Source organism: Kocuria sp. LUK (genome assembly GCF_021012935.1).
Taxonomy (GTDB): Bacteria; Actinomycetota; Actinomycetes; order Actinomycetales; family Micrococcaceae; genus Kocuria; species Kocuria flava.
Genome location: NZ_JAJMZI010000004.1, coordinates 214094 through 232872 on the forward strand (window position 1 = coordinate 214094; position 18779 = coordinate 232872).

Consider the following 18779-nt stretch of genomic DNA (forward strand, 5'->3'; position numbering starts at 1 on the left):
CTAACAATCCCACGTCCGCGCGCGCGGGGTCAACAGACGACGGCGCCCTCCCGGCGGGCGCCGTCCGTCACATCCGCTCGCCGGGCAGGCGGGCGGCCTGCTCGATCCAGGAGCGCAGCTGCGCCTCGTCCGGGTCGTCGTCCTCGTGGAGGTCGAGGTAGCGCACCTCCGGATGCTTCGAGGCCTTCGGCGGGACCGGGTCCAGCGAGGAGCCCCGGAAGAACTGCACCTGCACGTACTTCGTGTAGCAGCGGAAGGCCAGGAACCAGCCCTCGCCCTCGTGGCCGTAGAACGGCTGGTTCCACTTCACGGCCTTGTGCACGCCGGGGACCGTCTCGGTGACCAGCTCGTCGAGGCGCCGCCCCACGGCCCGCTTCCAGCCGGGCATCGCGGCGATGTAGGCCCGCACCGGGGCCTCGCCCTCGCCCTTGGGGATCTGCGGGTTCCCGCCGGCGAGCAGCTTCGGTCCGGCGTCGTTCGCACGGGGGTCGGTCATCGGTCGGCGCTCCTCGGGACGGTCCGCGGCCGTCCGGTCCGTGCGGGCGGCCCTGCCGCCGAGTGTAGTGGCGGGCTCCGGCGCCGGGCGCCGCCGCGCCGCCGTCGACGCCGGTGCGGGCCGCACCGGGGCCGCACACGACCCGGGGGTCGAACGGCGTCGGCTAGGGGGCCGCGGGGCCGCCGTCGTGTCCGGCCGCGGACCGCACGTGGGCCGCCAGGTTCGCCAGCGACGAGGCGAGCCCGGCGGCGTGGTCCTCCGCGGAGATCCCGTCGGGGACGTTCTCGGCGCGGACCTCCACACGGGTGCCGCCCTCGACCGGGGTGAGCTCCCACGTCATGGTCATGGAGCCGGCGTAGGCCGGGTCGTCGGAGACGAAGTCCCCGGCCTGCACGACGCGCACGCCGGGGACGAGCTCCACGAAGCGGGCCTCCACGACGTCGGACGCGGCGGTGGTCTTGCCCGGGGCGCCGGAGGCGTCGTCGTAGGTGAGGACCATGCGGTATTTCCCGCCCGGGCGGGCGTCGAAGCGGTCGAAGCGGGCCGTCATCCCCTCCGGCGGCAGCCAGGCCGTGAGCGCCTCCGGGTCGACGAGCGCGGCGTAGACGCGTCCGGGGGAGGCGGGGACCGCTCGTGCGGCGGTGTCCGTGCGGGCCATGTCGTCATGGTAGGTCCCGGTCCCGTCCTGCTCCAGGGCTGCCGGTACCGGTGTTCCCGTCGGACGTGCGGGGGCTGCAGGCTTCCCGGTGAGGGAACGGGGGAGAGTCCGGGACGGGACGGGCGGCCGATGTCGGAGTGCCGGTGGGTGGAGTGCGCTCGCTGTGGTTCAAGGGAACGCTTGACGCATGGCTCACTTCTCGGGCGGTTCCGCACGGCGGCGGCGCCGGCTCCCCGGGAAGGGGTGCCGGCGCCGCCCGTGTCGGTGGTGGCCGGTGTTCAGCTGTTGATGACCTGGGGAGCACCGAGGTGCTTGAGGCCTTCCACGCCGAACTCCAGGCCGTAGCCGGACTGCTTGGCCCCGCCGAAGGGGATGCGGGGGTCGACGTTGCCGTGCTTGTTGATCCACACCGTGCCGGCCTCGAGGCGGGCGGCGACCTCCCGCGCCTTCTCGGTGTCCGCGGACCACACCGAGGCCCCCAGACCGACCTCCAGGGCGTTGGCCATGGCGATGGCGTCCTCGAGGTCGGTGTACTTCACGATGGGCAGGGCCGGGCCGAACTGTTCCTCGGCCACCAGGGGATTGCCGTTGTCGAGGTCCGCCACCAGGGTGGTGGGGTAGAAGTAGCCGGGCTGGTCCTGCTGGGGGTTGCCGCCGATGAGCACCCGACCGCCGCCGGCCTTGGCCTGCTCCACGAGATCGGCGACGACGTCGTACTGAGCCTGGTTCTGCAGCGGGCCCAGCACGTTGGTCTCCTCCAGGCCCACCCCCATCGGCATCGTCGCGGCAACCTCGGTGAGGGCTTCGCACACGGCGTCGTAGACGTCGGCGTGGACGTAGAGACGCTTCAGCGCCGCACAGGTCTGGCCCGTGTTCAGGAACGCCCCCCAGAACAGGGTCTCGGCGATGGCCTCCGGATCGACGTCGAGCAGGACGATGCCGGCGTCGTTGCCGCCCAGCTCCATCGTCAGGCGCTTCACGGTGTCGGCGGAGTTGCGGATGATCGCCTTCCCGGCCGGAGTGGAGCCGGTGAACATGATCTTGTCCACGTCCGGGTGGGCGACCAGGGACTCACCGATCTCCCGGGCACCGGTGACGACCTGCAGCACACCGTCGGGCAGGGCCTGGTTGATCACCTCGACCAGGGCCAGCACCGACAGCGGGGTGTAGCCGGAGGGCTTGACGACCACGGTGTTGCCCATCCGCAGGGAGGGGGCGATCTGCCAGGTGGAGATCATCATCGGCCAGTTCCACGGCCCGATGGCCCCGACCACGCCCAGGGGCCGGTAGACCAGGGTGGCGTGGGTGCCGTCCTCGTCGACGAGGGTCTCCGGTTCCAGGGGCAGGGCGGCGGTGGCGCGCAGCCAGGCCGCGCACGCCCCGACCTCGAAGCGGGCGTTGGGGCCGTTGAGCGGTTTGCCCTGCTCCCGGGAGAGCAGTTCGGCCAGGGCCTCGGCGTTGGCCTCCACAGCCTCGGCGGCGGCCACCATCCGGGCCGAACGCTCGGCATGGCCCAGGGCCGCCCAACCGGGCTGGGCGGCCCGGGCCGCGGCCACGGCCGCGTCGAGGTCGGCCAGGGTGTGCTCGGGCGCCCGGCCCACGACCGCACCGGTGGCCGGATCCAGCAGGGTGCGACCGCCCTGGGCGGGCTGGAGCACGTCCAGCAGGTCGGCCGCCGTTGCGTAGGTGGACTGGGTGGGGGACTCGACGGTCATCGTGGTTCTCCTTCGTTGTGAGTGAGCAGGTCGCGACGGTCAGCGCGTTCAGGGTGGACGCCGGACGGAAAACGGGGGCCGGGGCAGGGCCACGGCGAAACGGCCCTGCCCCGGCGGTCTGTGGGTGAAGGCTCAGGCGGTGAGCTGTGCCTCCACGGGACTGAGCTGGGCCAGCAGCTCCTGGACGCGGCGGGCGGCGGTCAGCCCGCTCTCGATGGCCCCGTCGATGAAGCCGCCCCAGCCGGTGGCGTAGTCGGCCCCGGCGAGGAACACCCGTCCGTCGGGGCGCTGCAGGTCCTCGAAGCACTCGGTGAGATGACCGGCGTAGTGCATGGGCCAGGTCTCCCCGGCGTACTCGTCGTCGACCCAGTTGTGGCCGGTGACCTCCAGGACCTCCAGCCCGGGCACGAGCTCGTCGAGCATGGCCTGGGCGGCGGCGACGTCGTCGGTGGGCACGGCGGTGGCGTCGGGACCGAAGGCGACCAGGGTGGTGGTGTCGGCGTCGAAGTACTCGGCCTGCACGAAGTTCAACGGCGACTCCGCCGGCGCGAAGGCCACGAAGCGCTCCTGCCGCCCGGCGACCTTGATCCACAGCTTCGCCCCGCGCCCGGCCTGGCCGCGCTGGGCCGCCTTCGCCTTCGGCGCGGACAGGCCCGGGGTGAACTCCACCGAGCCCAGCGCGCCCAGGGGCATGGTGACGACCACCGCCGCGGCGGTGAACCGGGTCCCGTCGGCAGCGGTGACGCTCACCCGTCCTTCGGACTGGTCCACGGCGGTGACAGGGGTGTTCAGGTGCAGGTCGATCTCGGCGTCGGCGCGGATGGCCTCGATGAGCGTCCTGGTGCCGCCGTCGATCTTGTAGGTGGCGCAGGCCTCGAACATCAACATCCAGTTCCCGTTGGAGATCGCCGCCCAGCGCAGCGCCTGGGTGTAGGCGGCCTCGTCCAGGCGGCCGTTGAAGTTCAGCGCCCAGAACGACCGCACCAGTTCCCGCACCTGCGGCTCCAGGTCCAGGTCGTCGATGGCCTGGGCCAGGGTGATGTGGTCGATTTCGGTGCAGACTGGGTTGTGCAGCGGCTCCCAGGGCAGCGGGAAGATCTCCCGGGCCGGGGCCAGCAGGGCGGTGTTGGCCCCGTCCATCAGTTCGAGGATCTCCTCGGCCCCACCCTTGACGACCTGCCCGTCGAGGCGGCGGTATCCGGTCGTGAACTCCGGGCCGGCGACGGGTCTGATGCCGTAGCGGCCCATCTCGGCCCACACGAAGGGCTGGATCCAGTGCACCCAGGTCCCACCCAGTTCCAGGGAGCGGCCCATCCGGTCCTCGAGCCAGGTGCGCCCGCCGATGCGGTCCCTGGCCTCGAGCACCGTCACGGTGTGGCCGCGCTGGGACAGCTCCCGGGCGGCGGTCAGTCCGGCGAAACCGGCGCCGATGACGACGACGTCACTGATGTTCTCGGTCATGATCGTTTCCTTCGACTGGGCGGGCAGGGTCTCGGCTGCATGCGGGGTTGAGCCGAGACTCAGTGCTTGTGGTGGTCCTGGGGGTACTCGGTGGTGTTCATGACGGTCAGCCGGGAGTTGAAGGGCAGCACCAGCGGTTCGTCGGTGGTGTCGTCCCAGCCGAACATCCGCCCGATCGAGCGCTGCTCGCGCAGATCAACCAGCAGCACCGACTCCACGGTCATGACCCGTTCGGTCCAGAAGAAGAGATAGAGGTCCTCAGCGACCTCGAAGGCCAGGGTCCGGTCGACGTCGGCCAGCCCCTTCTCCCCGCCGCGCAGGCAGTGCCACACGAACGTGCCGGGGGTGAGGTAGATGTGCTCGTAGGCCTCCACGTCGCTGTAGCGGTAGTAGATCCGCTTGCCCACCAGTCCGGCGGAGCGCCGGTGGTGGGCCGCCTCGGTGCCCTCGAGGCGGGCGTGGGTGAACTCGGTGCTGCCCTTGACCGCACCGTCCTGCTCGTGGAGTGCGGAGACGGCCACGGTGGCCGCACCGGTGTTGCGGTTCAGCACCACGGTGATGTCGCGCATCTGCCGGCCCGCGCCGTCGGTGACGTCGACGATGAAGATCCCCGGGCGGGCCTCGATGGCCTTGTAAGTGGCCTCCACGCGGTCATCGGAGCCCCCTGCGCTGGTGGTCCACGTCAGGGAGGTGGCGTCGTGGAAGGCCAGGGTGAAGACCCGGCCGTCCTCCCCGTGCAGGGCGAGGCTGCTGCCGGCCAGGGCCGGAGAGGCGGGGAGGGTCTGGTCCCCGAAGCCGTCGAGCATGGTGGACACGGAGGGCCACTCGTCGACGGGAACGTAGTCCTGGAACGCGCTGTCGGTGGTCATGGGAAGAACTCCTTCGGAGAGGGCCAAGAAAGGGGCGGCAGGCGGTGTGGCACGCACGCAGCGCGCCCCCGGCTCAGCTGTAGACGAAGAACTCGACGGTGGGCTCCAGAACCTGCCAGCGGGTCATCGCGCCTTCGGTGAAGGAGGCCATGGACCCGGCGGTGAGGTCGAAGGTGTCCCCGTCCTGGACGGCGATGCGCAGGTGGCCGGAGACGATGTAGACGGTCTCGTCCTGGTGGATGGGCAGGTCGAAGGCCTCCGGTGCCTGCTCGGGGGTGACCTCCCAGATCCCGGCCGAGAGGGCCTCGCGCCCACCCTGCCCGGGTCTGCGCAGCCACCGGACGGTGCCGACCTCGAAGGGCTCGGGGGCGGTGGCGGCGGTGTCGGCGTGGAGGACGGCGGCGAGGGCTGCGGACATGAGGGGTTCCTTTCCAGAAGGCTCGGTACGAACGAGTGGTGCGGACGTGGTGGTCAGCGGGGGTCGAGCCCCGCGGCGGCCGCGGGGGTGGGGCGGGGGTCACGCAGCAGGGGCAGCCGCTCCTGGACGCGGCGGCGGTAGACGTAGAGGACCAGGGACAGGGCCAGGATCCCGACGCCGATGGCCAGTTCCTTCGGCCCCCCGTAGCCGGTCAGCTCGCTGGACAGCGCCCCGACCACCAGCACGACCGCGGTGTAGACGACCAGCACCACGGCCAGGGGCACCGCGTGACGGCCCACCCGGAAGGGCCGGTCGTAGTCGGGGTGGTCGCGGCGCAGGACGAGGAAGCCGGCCAGGGCCAGCAGGATCGCCAGCAGGTAGCCCAGGTTGGCCGCGACCAGGATGGAGATCGGGTTGGCGATGAAGACGATGAGCACGATGTTCATCACCACCGCCGCGTAGATCGCCCGGGCCGGGACGCCGTGGCGGTTGGTCCTCTCGAGCTGCCGGGGCGCCAGCTTGTCCAGAGCGGCCCCGTAGAGGGCGCGGGAGCCATCGGCCATGGCGGCGTTCACCCCCATCAGCAGGGCGGCCAGGATGGCCAGGATCATCACGTCGGTCAGGGGCCCGGCCGGCAGCACCCGGGTGAAGGCGGCGACGAACATTCCGGCCGGATCTGCCGCGGCCTCCTCCTGGGTGATGAGCCCGCCGACGCCGAAGGGCACGAGCAGGAAGATCCCGAAGGTGTAGGCCCCGGAGGTGAACAGCGCCTTCTTGCCGTCCTTCGTCGACCGGTACTCGGGCATGAAGGCGGCGCACATCTCGGTGCCGTAGGCGGTCCAACCGATCAGGTACAGCCAGACCAGGGCCAGCTGGAGCGTGGCCCAGGGGTCGGTGGCCAGATCGCCCAGGCCCCAGGTGAGGTTCGGGGCCTGCCAGGACCCGGAGACGACCGGCGCGGCGATGAACACGGCGAAGGAGGCCAGCAGCAGCACCCCGATCACCTTGTTCACCCAGGCGGCAGGCTGGGCGCCGAAGAGGTTGGGCACCATGATGGCCAGGATCAGCCCGATGCCGATCAGCTGGGCCGGGGCCAGCTCGGCCACCCCCAGTTCCAGGACCCACGCGGCCTCGGGCAGCCAGCGGGCGGCGATGACGGCCCCGGCGGTCACGCTCACGATGGAGATCACCGCCGACCAGCCGAACCAGTAGCCGAAGGTGGCCAGCGCCCCGGCCGGGGCGAAGCGTTCCCGCCAGGCCTCGTGGGCGTAGATCGGCACCCCGCCGGGCTTGTCGGGGAAGATCGAGGCCATCTCGGCGAACAGGCTGTTCTGCACCCAGCCGATCAGCGCCGCGAAGGCCCACAGGGCCATCGCCGACAGGCCCCCGACCACCGCCACGGTGGCGCCGAAGGAGACGTAGAGCCCGCCGGAGACGGCCATTGCCATCGCGAAGGCGTCCTTCCAGGACAGCCGGGCGTGCACTTCGGCGGGTGCGTCGTGCGGGCCGGCCGTGACCGGCGGCGTCGACCCGGCCGTCGCGCCGGAAGTGATGGGTGAAGACATCGGGTCCCCCTGGGGTCGGGTGCTGCTGGAGCCGCACGAAGCAGCCCTTCGGAGCGCAGCTCAGGTCTGAGAGGAGCAGAGGAGCGCCGCTCCTGCCGAACTCCGGAGTGACGCCAGTCACTGTGTGTGACACCACAACTCTGCACTTGCAGAGTTTGGATGGCAAGAGGTGGCGCTGAAATTTCTCCGCCGGAGGTGATGGGGTGTTCGACTGCGCGCCGATCAGGCGCCCACGTGGCCTCTGCGGCCGGGTCGACCGGTAGCGTGGAGAAGCACAGGATGTCTGGGGCCGGTGCAACGACAGGAGCTCAAGTGGCGGGACGCAATGGGGTCTACGGGGCGGGCCGGGAGGCTCTGCTCGATGCTGTCATCGAACTGGTGGGGCGTGACGGGCTGACATCACTGAGCTACCGCAAGGTGGCCCAGATCGCCGGGGTGGACAACACGCTGATCTCCCACCACTTCGGCTCCAAGACGGCCCTGCTGGAGGCGGCCATGGACCATGCGGCGCGGCGGACCCTGGAGGGTACCGAGTTCGAGCGCATCTTCCACGGCGCGATCGCCGACAACGTCCTGGACGCCGTCCGGGAGTCTCCCGAACGGCAGGCCTTCCAGTTCGAGATGGTCCTGGCCTCCCGGACGATCCCGGCCCTGCGACCGGCGGCCGAGCGTCTGTACGGCGCCTACGTCGAGCGCATGCAGGCGGCCCTCGCCGCTGCCGGTTACGACGCGGACGAAGCCGTGGCCCGGCTGGTGTTCGCCGCCCTCGACGGACTGGTGTTCCAGCGCCTCACCGTCGCCACCGAGGACCAGACGCGGTCGGCGATGGACCAGGTCGAGCGGCTGCTGCCCGTGGGGCGCAAGGCGTCTCCAGCGGCTGAGCGGGCCACCTAGCGAAGAACCGGGTCAGAGCCCGGACTCGACCGGCCGCGCCCGTCATGGGCGCGGCCGGTGGTCGTCGGGCGGGTGGGTCGGGGCGGCACCTGGTGCGGGTGCTGCAGCCCCGAGGGTGTGGCGTCGCCGGCGTGGTCAGTAGGTGATCGTCTGTGGCTGTCCGGTGCGCAGTGAGAGGGTGGCGGCCTCGGCGATGGCCTGGGCGCGCAGTCCGTCGCGCAGGGTGACGGGTGGGGGCGTGTTCTCCTCGAGGGCTGTCACGAACGCCGCCAGTGCGGCGGCGTAGGTGGGCTGGACCCGCTCGAACCACCCGGGGTGCAGGCCCTCGCTCGTGGCGGTGGGGCCGGCGAAGCGGGTGAGGTTGCCGGCGCGCATGCGGCCGGATTCGGCCATGCCGGCCGATCCGAGCACTTCGAGGCGTTCGTCGTAGCCGTAGCCGGTGTGGCGCACGCTGTCGATCTGCACCAGGGCCCCGCCGGGCAGGCGCAGGGTCGCGATAGAGGTGTCGACGTCGCCGATGTCGGCGACTTGGGGATCGGACAGTGCTGAGCCCATCACGTGCACTTCGACCGGGTCGGCGCCGGTGAGCCAGCGGGCGAGGTCGAAGAAGTGCACGGTCTGATCGCGCATCTGCCCACCCGAGACCTTCAGGTACTCGATCGGCGGCAGCGACGGGCCGCGGGAGGTGAGCTGGACGAGCGCGATCTCCCCGAGCTCCCCGGAGTCGACCACGCGCTTGAGGGAGGCGTGGTCGCGGTCGAAGCGCCGGTTGAAGTCCACCATCGCGGGAATGCCGGCGGCCTCGACATGGGCGACGACGTCTTTGGCGTGGGCGAGGTCGAGGTCGATCGGCTTCTCGACGAGGGCGGCGATCCCGGCGTCGGCGGCGCGGCGGAGGTGCGCGGCGTGGGTGTCGGTCGAGGACGCGATGAACACGGCGTCCACCTGAGCAGGATCGAAGGCCTCCTCCAGGGAGCGGGCGGGGCGGGCGCCGTGGGCCGCGGAGACATGTGCTGCCCGGGCGGGGTCGAGATCGTAGACGCAGCGGAGATCCACTCCGGGGTGGGCTGCGAGACTCTGGGCGTGGACGGAGCCGATGAATCCGGCGCCGATCAGAGCGAAGCGCTGCATGGGTTTCCTCATGAGGTCATGATGTCGAGCAGGTTGCGCATGGTGGTGGCGACCTTGAGGAAGTCGTGCTCGTTGGCCTTGTCGCTGAACATCTCCGAGACCCACCACCCCTCGTAGCCGGTGGACTTGATCGCGTCGATCCACTCCTGCAGCGGGATCGCCCCGCCGCCGATGACGACGTTGCGGTGCACGCTCTGGTCCGGCACGTCGTGCTCACGGTCGAGGTCGAGCCCGTCGGAGATGTGCGCGGCCTTGATGAGCTCCTTCGGGGTGGCGGCGACCTCCTCGAGGGTGTCGCCGGTGGTCCAGTAGTGCCAGGTGTCCAGGGCGATGCCGACGTTCTCGCGCCCGGCGCGCTCGATGATCTGAAGCGAGTGGCGGTGCCGGTTGAGGTTCGACCAGGCCAGCGGCTCCAGGTAGAGCTCCAGGCCGTGGCCGGCCGCGATGTCGGCGGCCTCCCGGACGTTGGCCGCGGCCGCGTCCAGCGCCTCGTCCTCGCTCAGCCCCAGTGTCCCGCGGTAGCGGGGGTCCTCGGGGCCGAGCTTCCCGGCCTTGAAGTCCTTCGCCACGTTCCAGTCCACGGGCCCGGTGCACAGCTGCAGGATCGGCGCGCCCAGCACCTCGGCGACACCCGCCATCCGCGACACCTCGGCGAGGAAGCCGGCGCGGGCCTGACCCTGGCGCTCGAGGTCGAGCACCGCGCCGAGCCCGGTGACCTGAAGACCCTCCAGGTGCGGCAGCAGCGACTCGGGGGAGTAGCCGGCGTCGAGGTAGCGGTAGAGCTTCGGGCTCTGCAGCTCGATCCCGCCGTAGCCCGCGGCCTTGGCCACGGCGATGTCGTTGACGACGTTGCCGTGGAACGTCGTCGTGACGTTCATCGACAGCTGGGGCATGGCACGGCTCCTTCAGCTCGTTCACTTTGTCTTGACAATAAGTGTAAGTCGTTGTTGCGTGATCGGCGACACACCGGAGGGGCCGGGCGTACGCTGACGGCGTGGACGACCCGGGCCTCGTGGCCCTGCCCGTGGGATTCGAACGGTTCCACCGGCAGGACTTCGTCAACTACCAGCTCAACCGCGCCCGTGCCCTGGGCTCCGCCGACCGCCGGGAACTGGCCGCGGCGGCGGCGCGCCTGCGATCGACGGCGGACGGCGCCCCGGTGTTCGCGGCCCTGTCCCGTCGGGCCGCGGCCGAGGGGCGGCTCCGGGAAGCGGCCGGCTGTGCGCGGCTCGCAGAGTTCTTCACCCCGCCGAGTTCGGCGCTGAAGGCGGAGCGCTACCGCCGGTACCGCGAGCTGTTCGATGCGGCGGTCCCCGGTCTGGCCCGCCACGAGGTGCCCTATGCCGGCGCGGCGCTGCCGGCCTACACGCTGCCGGCGTCGGGGCCGCGAGCCGGTGCGACCGTACTGGTGCACGGGGGGTTCGACTCGGTGATCGAGGAGTTCCTCCCGATCTGCCGGCGGATCGCCGCCGCCGGCCACGACGTGATCGCCTTCGACGGCCCGGGGCAGGGCGGTGCGCGCACGGTGCACGGACTCCTGGCCGACCACGACTGGGAGAAGCCGGTCGCGGCGGTGCTGGACCGGTTCCGGGTCGACCGGGCCGCGCTGGTGGGGATCTCGATGGGCGGCTACTGGGCGCTGCGCGCCGCGGGGCGCGAACCGCGCCTCGACCGGGTCGTGGCCTGGCTGGCCGTCTACGACTGGCTGCACCGGCTCCCGCCGGGCCTGCGGGCCCCGGTCCGCGCGATGGCGCGCCACCGGTCCTTCATGCGCGTCAGCGTGCGGACCCGCGCCCGTCTCTCGCCGACCCTGCGCGCGGTGGTCGAGCAGGTCCTGTACATGCTCGACAGCTCCGACCCGGCCGACGTCCCGGACTGGTTCCTGGGCATGAACGCCGGGCACCTGGGCAGCGGGCGGGTGCGCCAGGACGTGCTGCTGCTGTGCGGGGAGCGCGACGCCTTCCAGCCCCCGGTGCTCACGCGCGCCCAGGCCCGGGCGCTCACGGGTGCCCGCAGTGTCACGACGCGGATGTTCACCCGCGCCGAGCAGGCCGACCAGCACTGCCAGATGGGAAACCTCGAGCTCGCCTGCCAGGTGCTCACCGCCTGGCTGCGCAGCACCGGTGCCGGTGCGGGGACCTCCGGGCCCGGGCCGTTCCCCTAGAGCTGTCGCGGCGCCGGCCGCCTCACCTGCCGGTGCGCTCGCGGTGCGCGCACCCCGGCCAGCAGCAGGGACGGCGCATGCCCTCGGCGAGCTCCTCCCCGGTCCGGCGGATGCGGCGCTGCCGGGTCGCCTGCTGCTTGGCGTCGTCGACCCAGCAGATGAACTCGTTGCGGGCCAGGGGCGTGATGTCCCGCCAGGCGGCGAGCACCGCGGCGTCGGCGGTCAGCGCCTCGCGCAGGTCCGCCGGCAGCGCGTGGACGACCCCGCCGGGCACGTCCTGGTCGTGCCCCGTGGGGCGTTCGCCGGACGGGTCCGGGCGGGCAGGGACCGTGCCCGCCGCACCGGCCCCGTGGTCCTCCGTCGTCGTCATGGGATCTCCGCCCTTCTCGTCGTGTGCCCGGATCCGGCCTCGTCCCGGCATCGTGCCCCGCGGGGGCGCGGCGGGCAAGGCCGGGGCGGCAGCAGGCCGGTGTGCGGCGGCACCCGAGCCGGAGCGTGTCCGGGGAGGGGCGGCTCAGGGGGCGGCCGGTTCCAGGCGGACGTCATCGAAGGTCACGGTCGCCGGCTCCAGCAGGGTCAGCTCCTCGACGCTCTCCCCGTGCCGCGGCGAGCTCGGCGGCTGCAGGGTGGCGCGCAGGGTGTAGTCGCCGGCCTCGGGAACGCTGAAGTTGTTGGCGTAGTGGAAGAACTCGGCGTGGAAGAACATCAGCTCCTTCGCGTCCACGACCTCGCCGTTCTCGTCGAGGACCTCCAGCCGGACCGGGACGTCGGGCACGATCCGGCCGGTGGCCGCGTCGATCGGGATGATCTCCAGGTGGTGGGTCTCGCCCTCGGCCGGTGCGCGCCGGGTCGGCTCGCCCCCGGTGGTCTCGAACCAGGCCTCGGCCGGTTCCACGATGTAGGCGACCTCCCAGTCCCCGGAGCTCGTGCGGCCGCCCTCGGCGGCGACCTCCTCGTCCAGGACGGCGTACTGGGCGGCCACGCCCTGGGGCACCTCCCCGGCCGGGGCGGTGCCCTCGGCGGCGGGGGTCGTGGTCGTGGGGGCAGCGGTCGTGGTCCCGGGCGCGGGCGCCTGGGCCTCCTCGGCGCCGCAGCCGGCCAGGAGCAGGGCGGCGAGCGCGGCGGTGACGGCGAGAGGTCGGTGCTGGGGCATGGTTCTCGGTTCCTCCGGGAGCAGGGCGGCCGGGCGGGGTGTGCCGGCACGGGGTGGGCGGGTGGTTCCGGGGCGGGCGCTCACGGGCCCTGGGCGTCCCCGCGGGCGCCCGGTCCGGAGCGCGCCGGGGTCCTGGGGCGCTGCGACCGGGGGCGGAACGGGAGGACGACGCCGGCGGGCGGCCCGTCCCCTGCGGGGCGCGCCGGGGTGGTCGCCGGGTGCGCCGCCCGGGCCGCGGCACGGGTGCGCTCCGGAGCGGCGCGCGCGGGCGGGGAGGTCCCTGCGTCGCGGCGGCGTCGGCCGGGTGCCGGGCGTGACGGGGCGGTCCGGATGTCGCGCACGGTCCCGTGCGGGGCCGCGCCGGCGGCCGCCCAGGGGCGCTGCTCGGCGCGCAGCCGCCGCAGCTCCTCGGCGTCGGCGGGGGTCATGGGGGCCGGCAGGCGAAAGCGCACCTGCCGGGAGGGGTGGCCGGTGCCCTGCTCCCGGGCGTGTCCGGCCAGCGCCTCGAGGGCGGCGTCGTCGGCGTGCGCGCCGCTGAGGTCCACGACCACACGGGTGGCCGGGGTGAGGAGGAGGCCCAGGCGGATCATCGGGTGCAGCGCGGACTGGGAGTCCACGGTGAGCCGGCCGGTCACGACCAGGCGGACGCGCCTGCCGTCCGCCTCGACGGCGACGGCCACGGAGATCGTCGGTGCTCCCACGGGGACTCCCTTCGGCGGGCCGGTCGTCGCTCCCGGCCGCCGCCGGACGGCGCCCGGGTGGACCGGGTGGCGAGAGCCGGTCTCCCCGGTCGCCGGCCGGCGGCGACGGAGCCCGCCGGTGACCGGGGGACGGGCCACCGGCGGAGCAGGGCACTTCCGGTGAGGATCGCCTCACCCGAGTGCGCTGCGGCTCACAGTAGCAGGGGATCCGGAATTAGCGAACACTTTGCTGCGGTAATCGGCAGGAGCGGGCCCACGGTGCGGGCATCCGAGGGCGTCGGAAAACTTCCGCAGAGGGCTGGTCCGGATGCTTCGTATCAGATACGATCTTGAGCAACGAGATCCCGGACACACCGCCGGACGCGGTGACCCGGGGACCTGACGACCACGAAGGCAGGACGGCATGGCAGAGACGACACCGGATTCCGCCGGGACCACCGGGCCCGTTGACTTCACCGACAGGGCGCACCGCCCCGGGAAGGTCATCGCCCTGCACCTGAACTACCCCTCCCGCATCGCCCAGCGGGGCCGCTCCCCGAAGTTCCCCGGCTACTTCCTCAAGGCCGGGACCTCGATCGCCCGGACCGGCGACACGATCGAGCGCCCGGCCGGCACCGAGCTGCTGGCCTACGAGGGGGAGATTGCCCTGGTCATCGGGCAGACGTGCCGCCGCGTGCGCCCGGAGGACGGCTGGTCCAAGGTCTCCGGCGTGACCGCCGCCAACGACTGGGGCCTCTACGACCTGCGGCACGCGGACAAGGGCTCCAACGTCAAGAACAAGTCCGGGGACGGCTACACGCCCCTGGGCCCGGAGGTCATCGCGGCCGACCGGGTCGACCCCGCCGGGCTGCGCGTGCGCACCTGGGTCAACGGCGAGCTCGTCCAGGAGGACACCACCGAGGACCTCGTCTTCCCGTTCGGCCGGCTGGTCGCCGACCTCTCCCAGCTGATGACGCTGGAGGAGGGCGACGTCATCCTGACCGGCACGCCGGCCGGGTCCTCCGTGGCCCGGCCCGGCGACGTCGTCGAGGTGGAGGTGGACGCGCCCGGGGCACCCGGGGCGCCCTCCAGCGGCCGCCTGGTCACCCGCGTGGTGGCGGGCGAGCACGCCATGGCCCCGTACGGGGCGCAGCCGCAGGTCGACGACACCCAGCGCGAGGAGGCGTGGGGCTCCCGCGAGGCCGCCGGCCTGCCGCCGGTCCAGGAGGCCGGGGGCGGCGCGGAGGAGAGCGACCACTACGTGCCCTCCACCCCGCGCCCGGACCGCACCCTGCTCACCGACGAGCTGCGGGCCAAGATCGACGCGACGGCGGTGGCCACCATCACCGCGCAGCTGCGGAAGAAGGGCATCGACAACGCCACGATCGACGGCGTGCGCCCCACCCACCCCGGCCGGCGCATCCTCGGCTACGCCAAGACCCTGCGCTACGTGCCCAACCGCGAGGACCTCTTCACGGCCCACGGCGGCGGGTTCAACGCGCAGAAGCGCGCCATGGACTCGGTGCAGCCCGACGACGTGGTGGTCATGGAGGCCCGCGGTGAGAGGGGCACCGGCACGCTCGGCGACGTCCTGGCCCTGCGCGCCCAGGTGCGCGGCGCCGCCGCCGTGATCACCGACGGCGGGGTCCGCGACTCCGCCGCCGTCGCCGAGGTCGGCATCCAGGTCTACTCCAACGGCGCGCACCCGGCCGTGCTGGGCCGCCGCCACGTGCCCTGGGAGGTGGGCGGCACCATCGCCTGCGGCGGCACCACGGTGCAGCCGGGCGACATCGTCATCGGCGACGACGACGGCGTCGTCGTCGTGCCGCCGTCGCTGCTCGAGGAGGTCGTCGAGGCCGCCCACGAGCAGGAGCAGCAGGACGCCTGGGTGTACGACCGCGTGGCCGAGGGCCACCCGGTGGACGGGCTGTTCCCGCCCAACGCCGAGTGGAAGCAGAAGTACGAGCAGTACCGGGCGTCCCGGCAGCGGGCGGAGCGGCCCTGATGACCGCCGTCCCGCACGCCGGCCCCGCCCCGGGGGAGCGGGGCGCCCCCGCGGCGCCGTCCAAGGCGGACACGGCCTACCGGTCCATCCTGGAGGGCGTCCAGCAGGGCCGCTTCGCCCCGGGCAGCCGCCTCGTGCTGGCCCAGCTGGCCGCCGAGCTGGGCATGTCCGTGGTGCCCGTGCGCGAGGCGGTCCGGCGGCTGCAGCAGGACGGACTGGTCGCCTACGAGCGCAACGTGGGCGCCACCGTGGTGGGCATCGACCCGGTGGAGTACCGCTACACCATGGAGACGCTGGCGCTGGTGGAGGGCTTCTCCACCGCCCAGTGCGCCCCGCTGGTCACGGACGAGGAGCTCCAGCGCGCCCGGGAGATCAACCGGCGGATGCGCCGGGCGCTCGAGGACTTCGACCCGGTGGAGTTCACCGAGCTCAACAAGCAGTTCCACTCCACGCTCTACGAGCACCACCAGAACGCGCACATCCTGGACCTGGTGCACCGGGGCTGGAACCGCCTGGCCGCCCTGCGCTCCTCCACCTTCGCCTACGTCCCCGGACGGGCGCAGGCCTCGGTGGAGGAGCACGACCGGCTGCTGGACCTCATCGCCGAGAAGGCGCCCTTCGAGGTCGTCGAGGCGGCCGCCCGCCAGCACCGGATGAACACCCTCGACGCCTACCTCGCCGCGCTGCCCGCCGGCACCGGGACGGGCTGAGCCCTCCCGGGCCCGCCCGGCCCCACCCGAACCCGACGACGCTCCCGATCCGGAAGGACTCCCTGTGAACACCCAGAACACCACGACCGACGCCCGCACCTGGGCCCCGGCCGACCTGCCCGAGAAGATCCAGCACTACATCGCCGGCGAGCACGTCGACTCCCTCGACGGCGACACCTTCGAGGTGCTGAACCCGGTGACCAACGAGGCCTACATCACCGCCGCCTCGGGCAAGGTCGCCGACGTCGACGCCGCCGTCGCCGCCGCCAAGGACGCCTTCGAGAACGGCCCCTGGCCGGGCATGCTCCCGCGGGAGCGCTCCCGCGTGCTGCACCGGATCGCCGACATCGTCGAGAGCCGCGGCCAGGCCCTGGCCGAGATGGAGTGCTACGACACCGGCCTGCCGATCAAGCAGGCCCTCGGGCAGGCCCACCGCGCCGCGGAGAACTTCCGCTTCTTCGCGGACCTGATCGTCGCCCAGCACGACGACGCCTTCAAGGTCCCCGGCCGGCAGGTCAACTACGTCAACCGCAAGCCGATCGGCGTGGCAGGGCTGATCACCCCGTGGAACACCCCGTTCATGCTCGAGTCCTGGAAGCTGGGCCCGGCCCTGGCCACCGGCAACACCGTGGTCCTCAAGCCGGCCGAGTTCACCCCGCTCTCGGCCTCCCTGTGGCCGGGCATCTTCGAGGAGGCCGGCCTGCCGAAGGGCGTGTTCAACATCGTCCACGGCTTCGGCGAGGAGGGCTACGCCGGCGACTCGCTGGTCAAGCACCCGGACGTGCCGCTGATCTCCTTCACCGGGGAGTCCCGCACCGGCCAGATCATCTTCGGCAACGCCGCCCCGCACCTCAAGGGGCTGTCCATGGAGCTGGGCGGGAAGTCCCCGGCCGTCGTCTTCGCGGACGCCGACCTGGACGCCGCCATCGACGCGACCGTCTTCGGCGTCTTCTCCCTCAACGGCGAGCGCTGCACCGCGGGCTCGCGCATCCTCGTCCAGCGCGGGGTCTACGACGAGTTCGTGGAGCGCTACTCCGCCCAGGCCCAGCGCGTGCGGGTCGGTCTGCCGCACGACGAGAGCACCGAGGTCGGCGCCCTCGTGCACCCGGAGCACTTCGAGAAGGTCATGTCCTACGTGGAGATCGGCAAGGGCGAGGCCCGCCTGACCGCCGGCGGCGGGCGCCCCGAGGAGTTCCCGGAGGGCAACTTCATCCGCCCGACCGTCTTCGCCGACGTGGCCCCGGACGCCCGGATCTTCCAGGAGGAGATCTTCGGCCCGGTCGTGGCCATCACCCCGTTCGACACGGACGAGGAGGCGCTGGAGCTGGCCAACAACACCAAGTACGGGCTGGCCGCCTACATCTGGACCAACGACCTCAAGCGGGCCCACAACTTCGCCCAGAACGTCGAGGCCGGCATGGTCTGGCTGAACTCCAACAACGTCCGCGACCTGCGCACCCCGTTCGGCGGCGTCAAGGCCTCGGGCCTGGGCCACGAGGGCGGCTACCGCTCGATCGACTTCTACACCGACCAGCAGGCCGTGCACATCAACCTGGGCGAGGTCCACAACCCGGTCTTCGGCCGCCAGGAGCAGGCCGCCGAGAAGCTGCAGGCCTGAGCCCGCGCGCCCGGACGACACCCACCCCTTCTCACAGCAAGGACAGCACCATGACCCACCTCGACGACCGGACGATGACGTCCTCGGGCTTCTACGTCTCGCAGGAGGCGCCCATCGCCGCCGACAACCCCGTCCCGACCCCCTCCGCCCCGGCTCCCGACATCCTGCGCTGCGCCTACATGGAGCTCGTGGTGACCGACCTGAAGCGCTCGCGCGACTTCTACGTGGACGTGCTCGGGCTGACCGTGACCGAGGAGGACGGGGACACCGTCTACCTGCGCTCGCTGGAGGAGTTCATCCACCACAACCTGGTGCTGCGCCAGGGCCCGGTGGCCGCCGTCGCCGCCTTCTCCTACCGCGTCCGCACTCCGGAGGACCTGGAGAAGGCCGTGGCCTTCTACGAGGAGCTGGGCTGCCGCGTGGAGCGCCGCCCGGAGGGCTTCACCAAGGGCATCGGCGACTCCGTGCGGGTCGAGGACCCCCTGGGCTTCCCCTACGAGTTCTTCCACGACGTCGAGCACGTCGAGCGCCTGGCCTGGCGCTACGACCTGTACACCCCCGGCTCCCTGGTCCGCCTGGACCACTTCAACCAGGTCACCCCGGACGTGCCGCGGGCCACCAAGTTCATGCAGGACCTGGGCTTCCGGGTCACCGAGGACATCCAGGACGACAACGGCACCGTGTACGCGGCCTGGATGCGCCGCAAGCCCACCGTGCACGACACCGCCATGACCGGCGGCGACGGCCCGCGCATGCACCACGTGGCCTTCGCGACCCACGAGAAGCACAACATCCTGGCGATCTGCGACAAGCTCGGCGCGCTGCGCATGTCCGACATGATCGAGCGCGGCCCGGGGCGCCACGGCGTCTCCAACGCCTTCTACCTCTACCTGCGGGACCCGGACGGGCACCGCGTGGAGATCTACACGCAGGACTACTACACGGGCGACCCCGACAACCCGGTCGTCACCTGGGACGTGCACGACAACCAGCGCCGCGACTGGTGGGGCAACCCGGTCGTGCCGTCCTGGTACACCGAGGCCTCCCTGGTGCTGGACCTGGACGGCAACCCGAAGGAGGTCGTGGCCCGCACCGACGACTCCGAGATGGAGGTCACCATCGGCGCCGACGGGTTCTCCTACACCCGCGCCGGCGACGAGTCCGGCAGCTACAAGGGCGAGGCCGCCAAGGGCTTCAAGATCGGCAACCAGCTCTGAGCCCCTGGGGCCACGGCGGCCGGCC

The 18779-nt window shown here is 72.4% G+C and carries 18 protein-coding genes; 6 read left to right on the top strand and 12 right to left on the bottom strand.

Annotation, left to right across the window (positions count from 1 at the left end; genetic code table 11):
* Positions 1 to 67: 67 nt before the first annotated feature.
* From LQU92_RS08935 to LQU92_RS08965, 7 genes are all read right to left on the bottom strand, one after another.
* A complete protein-coding gene (locus LQU92_RS08935) occupies positions 68 to 496 on the bottom strand; it encodes a DUF1801 domain-containing protein (RefSeq protein WP_230780011.1) in 429 nt (142 codons plus the stop codon).
* Between the two features lie 163 nt (positions 497 to 659).
* Positions 660 to 1154: an SRPBCC family protein gene (locus tag LQU92_RS08940; protein ID WP_230780014.1), complete on the bottom strand. Its 495-nt coding sequence runs from the start codon at positions 1152 to 1154 to the stop codon at positions 660 to 662.
* Positions 1155 to 1432: 278 nt separating this feature from the next.
* Positions 1433 to 2869 (bottom strand): aldehyde dehydrogenase family protein, encoded by a 1437-nt coding sequence (locus tag LQU92_RS08945; RefSeq protein WP_230780016.1) that lies wholly within the window; start codon positions 2867 to 2869, stop codon positions 1433 to 1435.
* A gap of 132 nt (positions 2870 to 3001) precedes the next feature.
* Positions 3002 to 4330: an NAD(P)/FAD-dependent oxidoreductase gene (locus LQU92_RS08950; protein ID WP_230780018.1), complete on the bottom strand. Its 1329-nt coding sequence runs from the start codon at positions 4328 to 4330 to the stop codon at positions 3002 to 3004.
* Positions 4331 to 4389: 59 nt separating this feature from the next.
* Positions 4390 to 5199, bottom strand: coding sequence for a MoaF C-terminal domain-containing protein (locus LQU92_RS08955; protein WP_230780021.1), 810 nt, complete (start codon positions 5197 to 5199; stop codon positions 4390 to 4392).
* Between the two features lie 73 nt (positions 5200 to 5272).
* Entirely contained in the window at positions 5273 to 5617 is a 345-nt protein-coding gene (locus tag LQU92_RS08960; RefSeq protein ID WP_230780024.1) for a cupin domain-containing protein, read from the bottom strand.
* Positions 5618 to 5670: 53 nt separating this feature from the next.
* Positions 5671 to 7182: an APC family permease gene (locus tag LQU92_RS08965; RefSeq protein ID WP_255667316.1), complete on the bottom strand. Its 1512-nt coding sequence runs from the start codon at positions 7180 to 7182 to the stop codon at positions 5671 to 5673.
* Between the two features lie 312 nt (positions 7183 to 7494).
* On the opposite strand from LQU92_RS08965, the gene LQU92_RS08970 reads away from it, so the two are divergent.
* On the top strand, positions 7495 to 8076 hold the full coding sequence (locus tag LQU92_RS08970; RefSeq protein ID WP_230780029.1) for a TetR/AcrR family transcriptional regulator: 582 nt from the start codon (positions 7495 to 7497) through the stop codon (positions 8074 to 8076).
* A gap of 135 nt (positions 8077 to 8211) precedes the next feature.
* Here the strand turns inward: LQU92_RS08970 and LQU92_RS08975 are convergent, their stop codons facing one another.
* Both LQU92_RS08975 and LQU92_RS08980 read right to left on the bottom strand, forming a co-directional pair.
* Positions 8212 to 9207 (bottom strand): Gfo/Idh/MocA family oxidoreductase, encoded by a 996-nt coding sequence (locus LQU92_RS08975; RefSeq protein ID WP_058857267.1) that lies wholly within the window; start codon positions 9205 to 9207, stop codon positions 8212 to 8214.
* Between the two features lie 8 nt (positions 9208 to 9215).
* The gene (locus LQU92_RS08980; RefSeq protein ID WP_058857266.1) at positions 9216 to 10100 is read right to left on the bottom strand and encodes a sugar phosphate isomerase/epimerase; all 885 of its coding nucleotides are present in this window, start codon (positions 10098 to 10100) and stop codon (positions 9216 to 9218) included.
* Positions 10101 to 10201: 101 nt separating this feature from the next.
* On the opposite strand from LQU92_RS08980, the gene LQU92_RS15310 reads away from it, so the two are divergent.
* Positions 10202 to 11371 carry an alpha/beta fold hydrolase gene (locus LQU92_RS15310; RefSeq protein WP_230780031.1) on the top strand — a complete coding sequence of 390 codons (1170 nt, stop codon included), beginning with the start codon at positions 10202 to 10204 and terminating at the stop codon, positions 11369 to 11371.
* 22 nt (positions 11372 to 11393) lie between these two features.
* Here LQU92_RS15310 and LQU92_RS08990 read toward each other — a convergent pair whose 3' ends face one another.
* The 3 genes from LQU92_RS08990 to LQU92_RS09000 form a co-directional block, all read right to left on the bottom strand.
* On the bottom strand, positions 11394 to 11741 hold the full coding sequence (locus LQU92_RS08990; RefSeq protein ID WP_112255288.1) for a YdeI/OmpD-associated family protein: 348 nt from the start codon (positions 11739 to 11741) through the stop codon (positions 11394 to 11396).
* 144 nt (positions 11742 to 11885) lie between these two features.
* On the bottom strand, positions 11886 to 12524 hold the full coding sequence (locus LQU92_RS08995) for an iron transporter (protein ID WP_230780034.1): 639 nt from the start codon (positions 12522 to 12524) through the stop codon (positions 11886 to 11888).
* An 80-nt stretch (positions 12525 to 12604) separates the two neighbouring features.
* Positions 12605 to 13225 (bottom strand): hypothetical protein, encoded by a 621-nt coding sequence (locus LQU92_RS09000; RefSeq protein ID WP_230780037.1) that lies wholly within the window; start codon positions 13223 to 13225, stop codon positions 12605 to 12607.
* Positions 13226 to 13628: 403 nt separating this feature from the next.
* Between LQU92_RS09000 and LQU92_RS09005 the strand changes: the two genes are divergently transcribed.
* The 4 genes from LQU92_RS09005 (at position 13629) to hpaD (ending at position 18754) form a co-directional block, all read left to right on the top strand.
* Entirely contained in the window at positions 13629 to 15209 is a 1581-nt protein-coding gene (locus LQU92_RS09005; RefSeq protein WP_230780040.1) for a fumarylacetoacetate hydrolase family protein, read from the top strand.
* A complete protein-coding gene (locus LQU92_RS09010) occupies positions 15209 to 15919 on the top strand; it encodes a GntR family transcriptional regulator (RefSeq protein ID WP_058857262.1) in 711 nt (236 codons plus the stop codon). Before LQU92_RS09005 ends, LQU92_RS09010 begins: the two co-directional genes overlap by 1 nt.
* 64 nt (positions 15920 to 15983) lie before the next feature.
* Positions 15984 to 17537 carry a 5-carboxymethyl-2-hydroxymuconate semialdehyde dehydrogenase gene (gene hpaE / locus LQU92_RS09015; RefSeq protein WP_101851621.1) on the top strand — a complete coding sequence of 518 codons (1554 nt, stop codon included), beginning with the start codon at positions 15984 to 15986 and terminating at the stop codon, positions 17535 to 17537.
* Between the two features lie 50 nt (positions 17538 to 17587).
* On the top strand, positions 17588 to 18754 hold the full coding sequence (gene hpaD / locus LQU92_RS09020) for a 3,4-dihydroxyphenylacetate 2,3-dioxygenase (RefSeq protein WP_230780042.1): 1167 nt from the start codon (positions 17588 to 17590) through the stop codon (positions 18752 to 18754).
* The last annotated feature ends 25 nt before the right edge of the window (positions 18755 to 18779 follow it).

Bases quoted from the DNA above. Each gene is read 5' to 3' on its own strand.
- LQU92_RS08935 (WP_230780011.1), bottom strand. From the start codon at position 496: ATGACCGACCCCCGTGCGAACGACGCCGGACCGAAGCTGCTCGCCGGC.
- LQU92_RS08940 (WP_230780014.1), bottom strand. From the start codon at position 1,154: ATGGCCCGCACGGACACCGCCGCACGAGCGGTCCCCGCCTCCCCCGGA.
- LQU92_RS08945 (WP_230780016.1), bottom strand. From the start codon at position 2,869: ATGACCGTCGAGTCCCCCACCCAGTCCACCTACGCAACGGCGGCCGAC.
- LQU92_RS08950 (WP_230780018.1), bottom strand. From the start codon at position 4,330: ATGACCGAGAACATCAGTGACGTCGTCGTCATCGGCGCCGGTTTCGCC.
- LQU92_RS08955 (WP_230780021.1), bottom strand. From the start codon at position 5,199: ATGACCACCGACAGCGCGTTCCAGGACTACGTTCCCGTCGACGAGTGG.
- LQU92_RS08960 (WP_230780024.1), bottom strand. From the start codon at position 5,617: ATGTCCGCAGCCCTCGCCGCCGTCCTCCACGCCGACACCGCCGCCACC.
- LQU92_RS08965 (WP_255667316.1), bottom strand. From the start codon at position 7,182: ATGTCTTCACCCATCACTTCCGGCGCGACGGCCGGGTCGACGCCGCCG.
- LQU92_RS08975 (WP_058857267.1), bottom strand. From the start codon at position 9,207: ATGCAGCGCTTCGCTCTGATCGGCGCCGGATTCATCGGCTCCGTCCAC.
- LQU92_RS08980 (WP_058857266.1), bottom strand. From the start codon at position 10,100: ATGCCCCAGCTGTCGATGAACGTCACGACGACGTTCCACGGCAACGTC.
- LQU92_RS08990 (WP_112255288.1), bottom strand. From the start codon at position 11,741: ATGACGACGACGGAGGACCACGGGGCCGGTGCGGCGGGCACGGTCCCT.
- LQU92_RS08995 (WP_230780034.1), bottom strand. From the start codon at position 12,524: ATGCCCCAGCACCGACCTCTCGCCGTCACCGCCGCGCTCGCCGCCCTG.
- LQU92_RS09005 (WP_230780040.1), top strand. From the start codon at position 13,629: ATGGCAGAGACGACACCGGATTCCGCCGGGACCACCGGGCCCGTTGAC.
- LQU92_RS09010 (WP_058857262.1), top strand. From the start codon at position 15,209: ATGACCGCCGTCCCGCACGCCGGCCCCGCCCCGGGGGAGCGGGGCGCC.
- hpaD (WP_230780042.1), top strand. From the start codon at position 17,588: ATGACCCACCTCGACGACCGGACGATGACGTCCTCGGGCTTCTACGTC.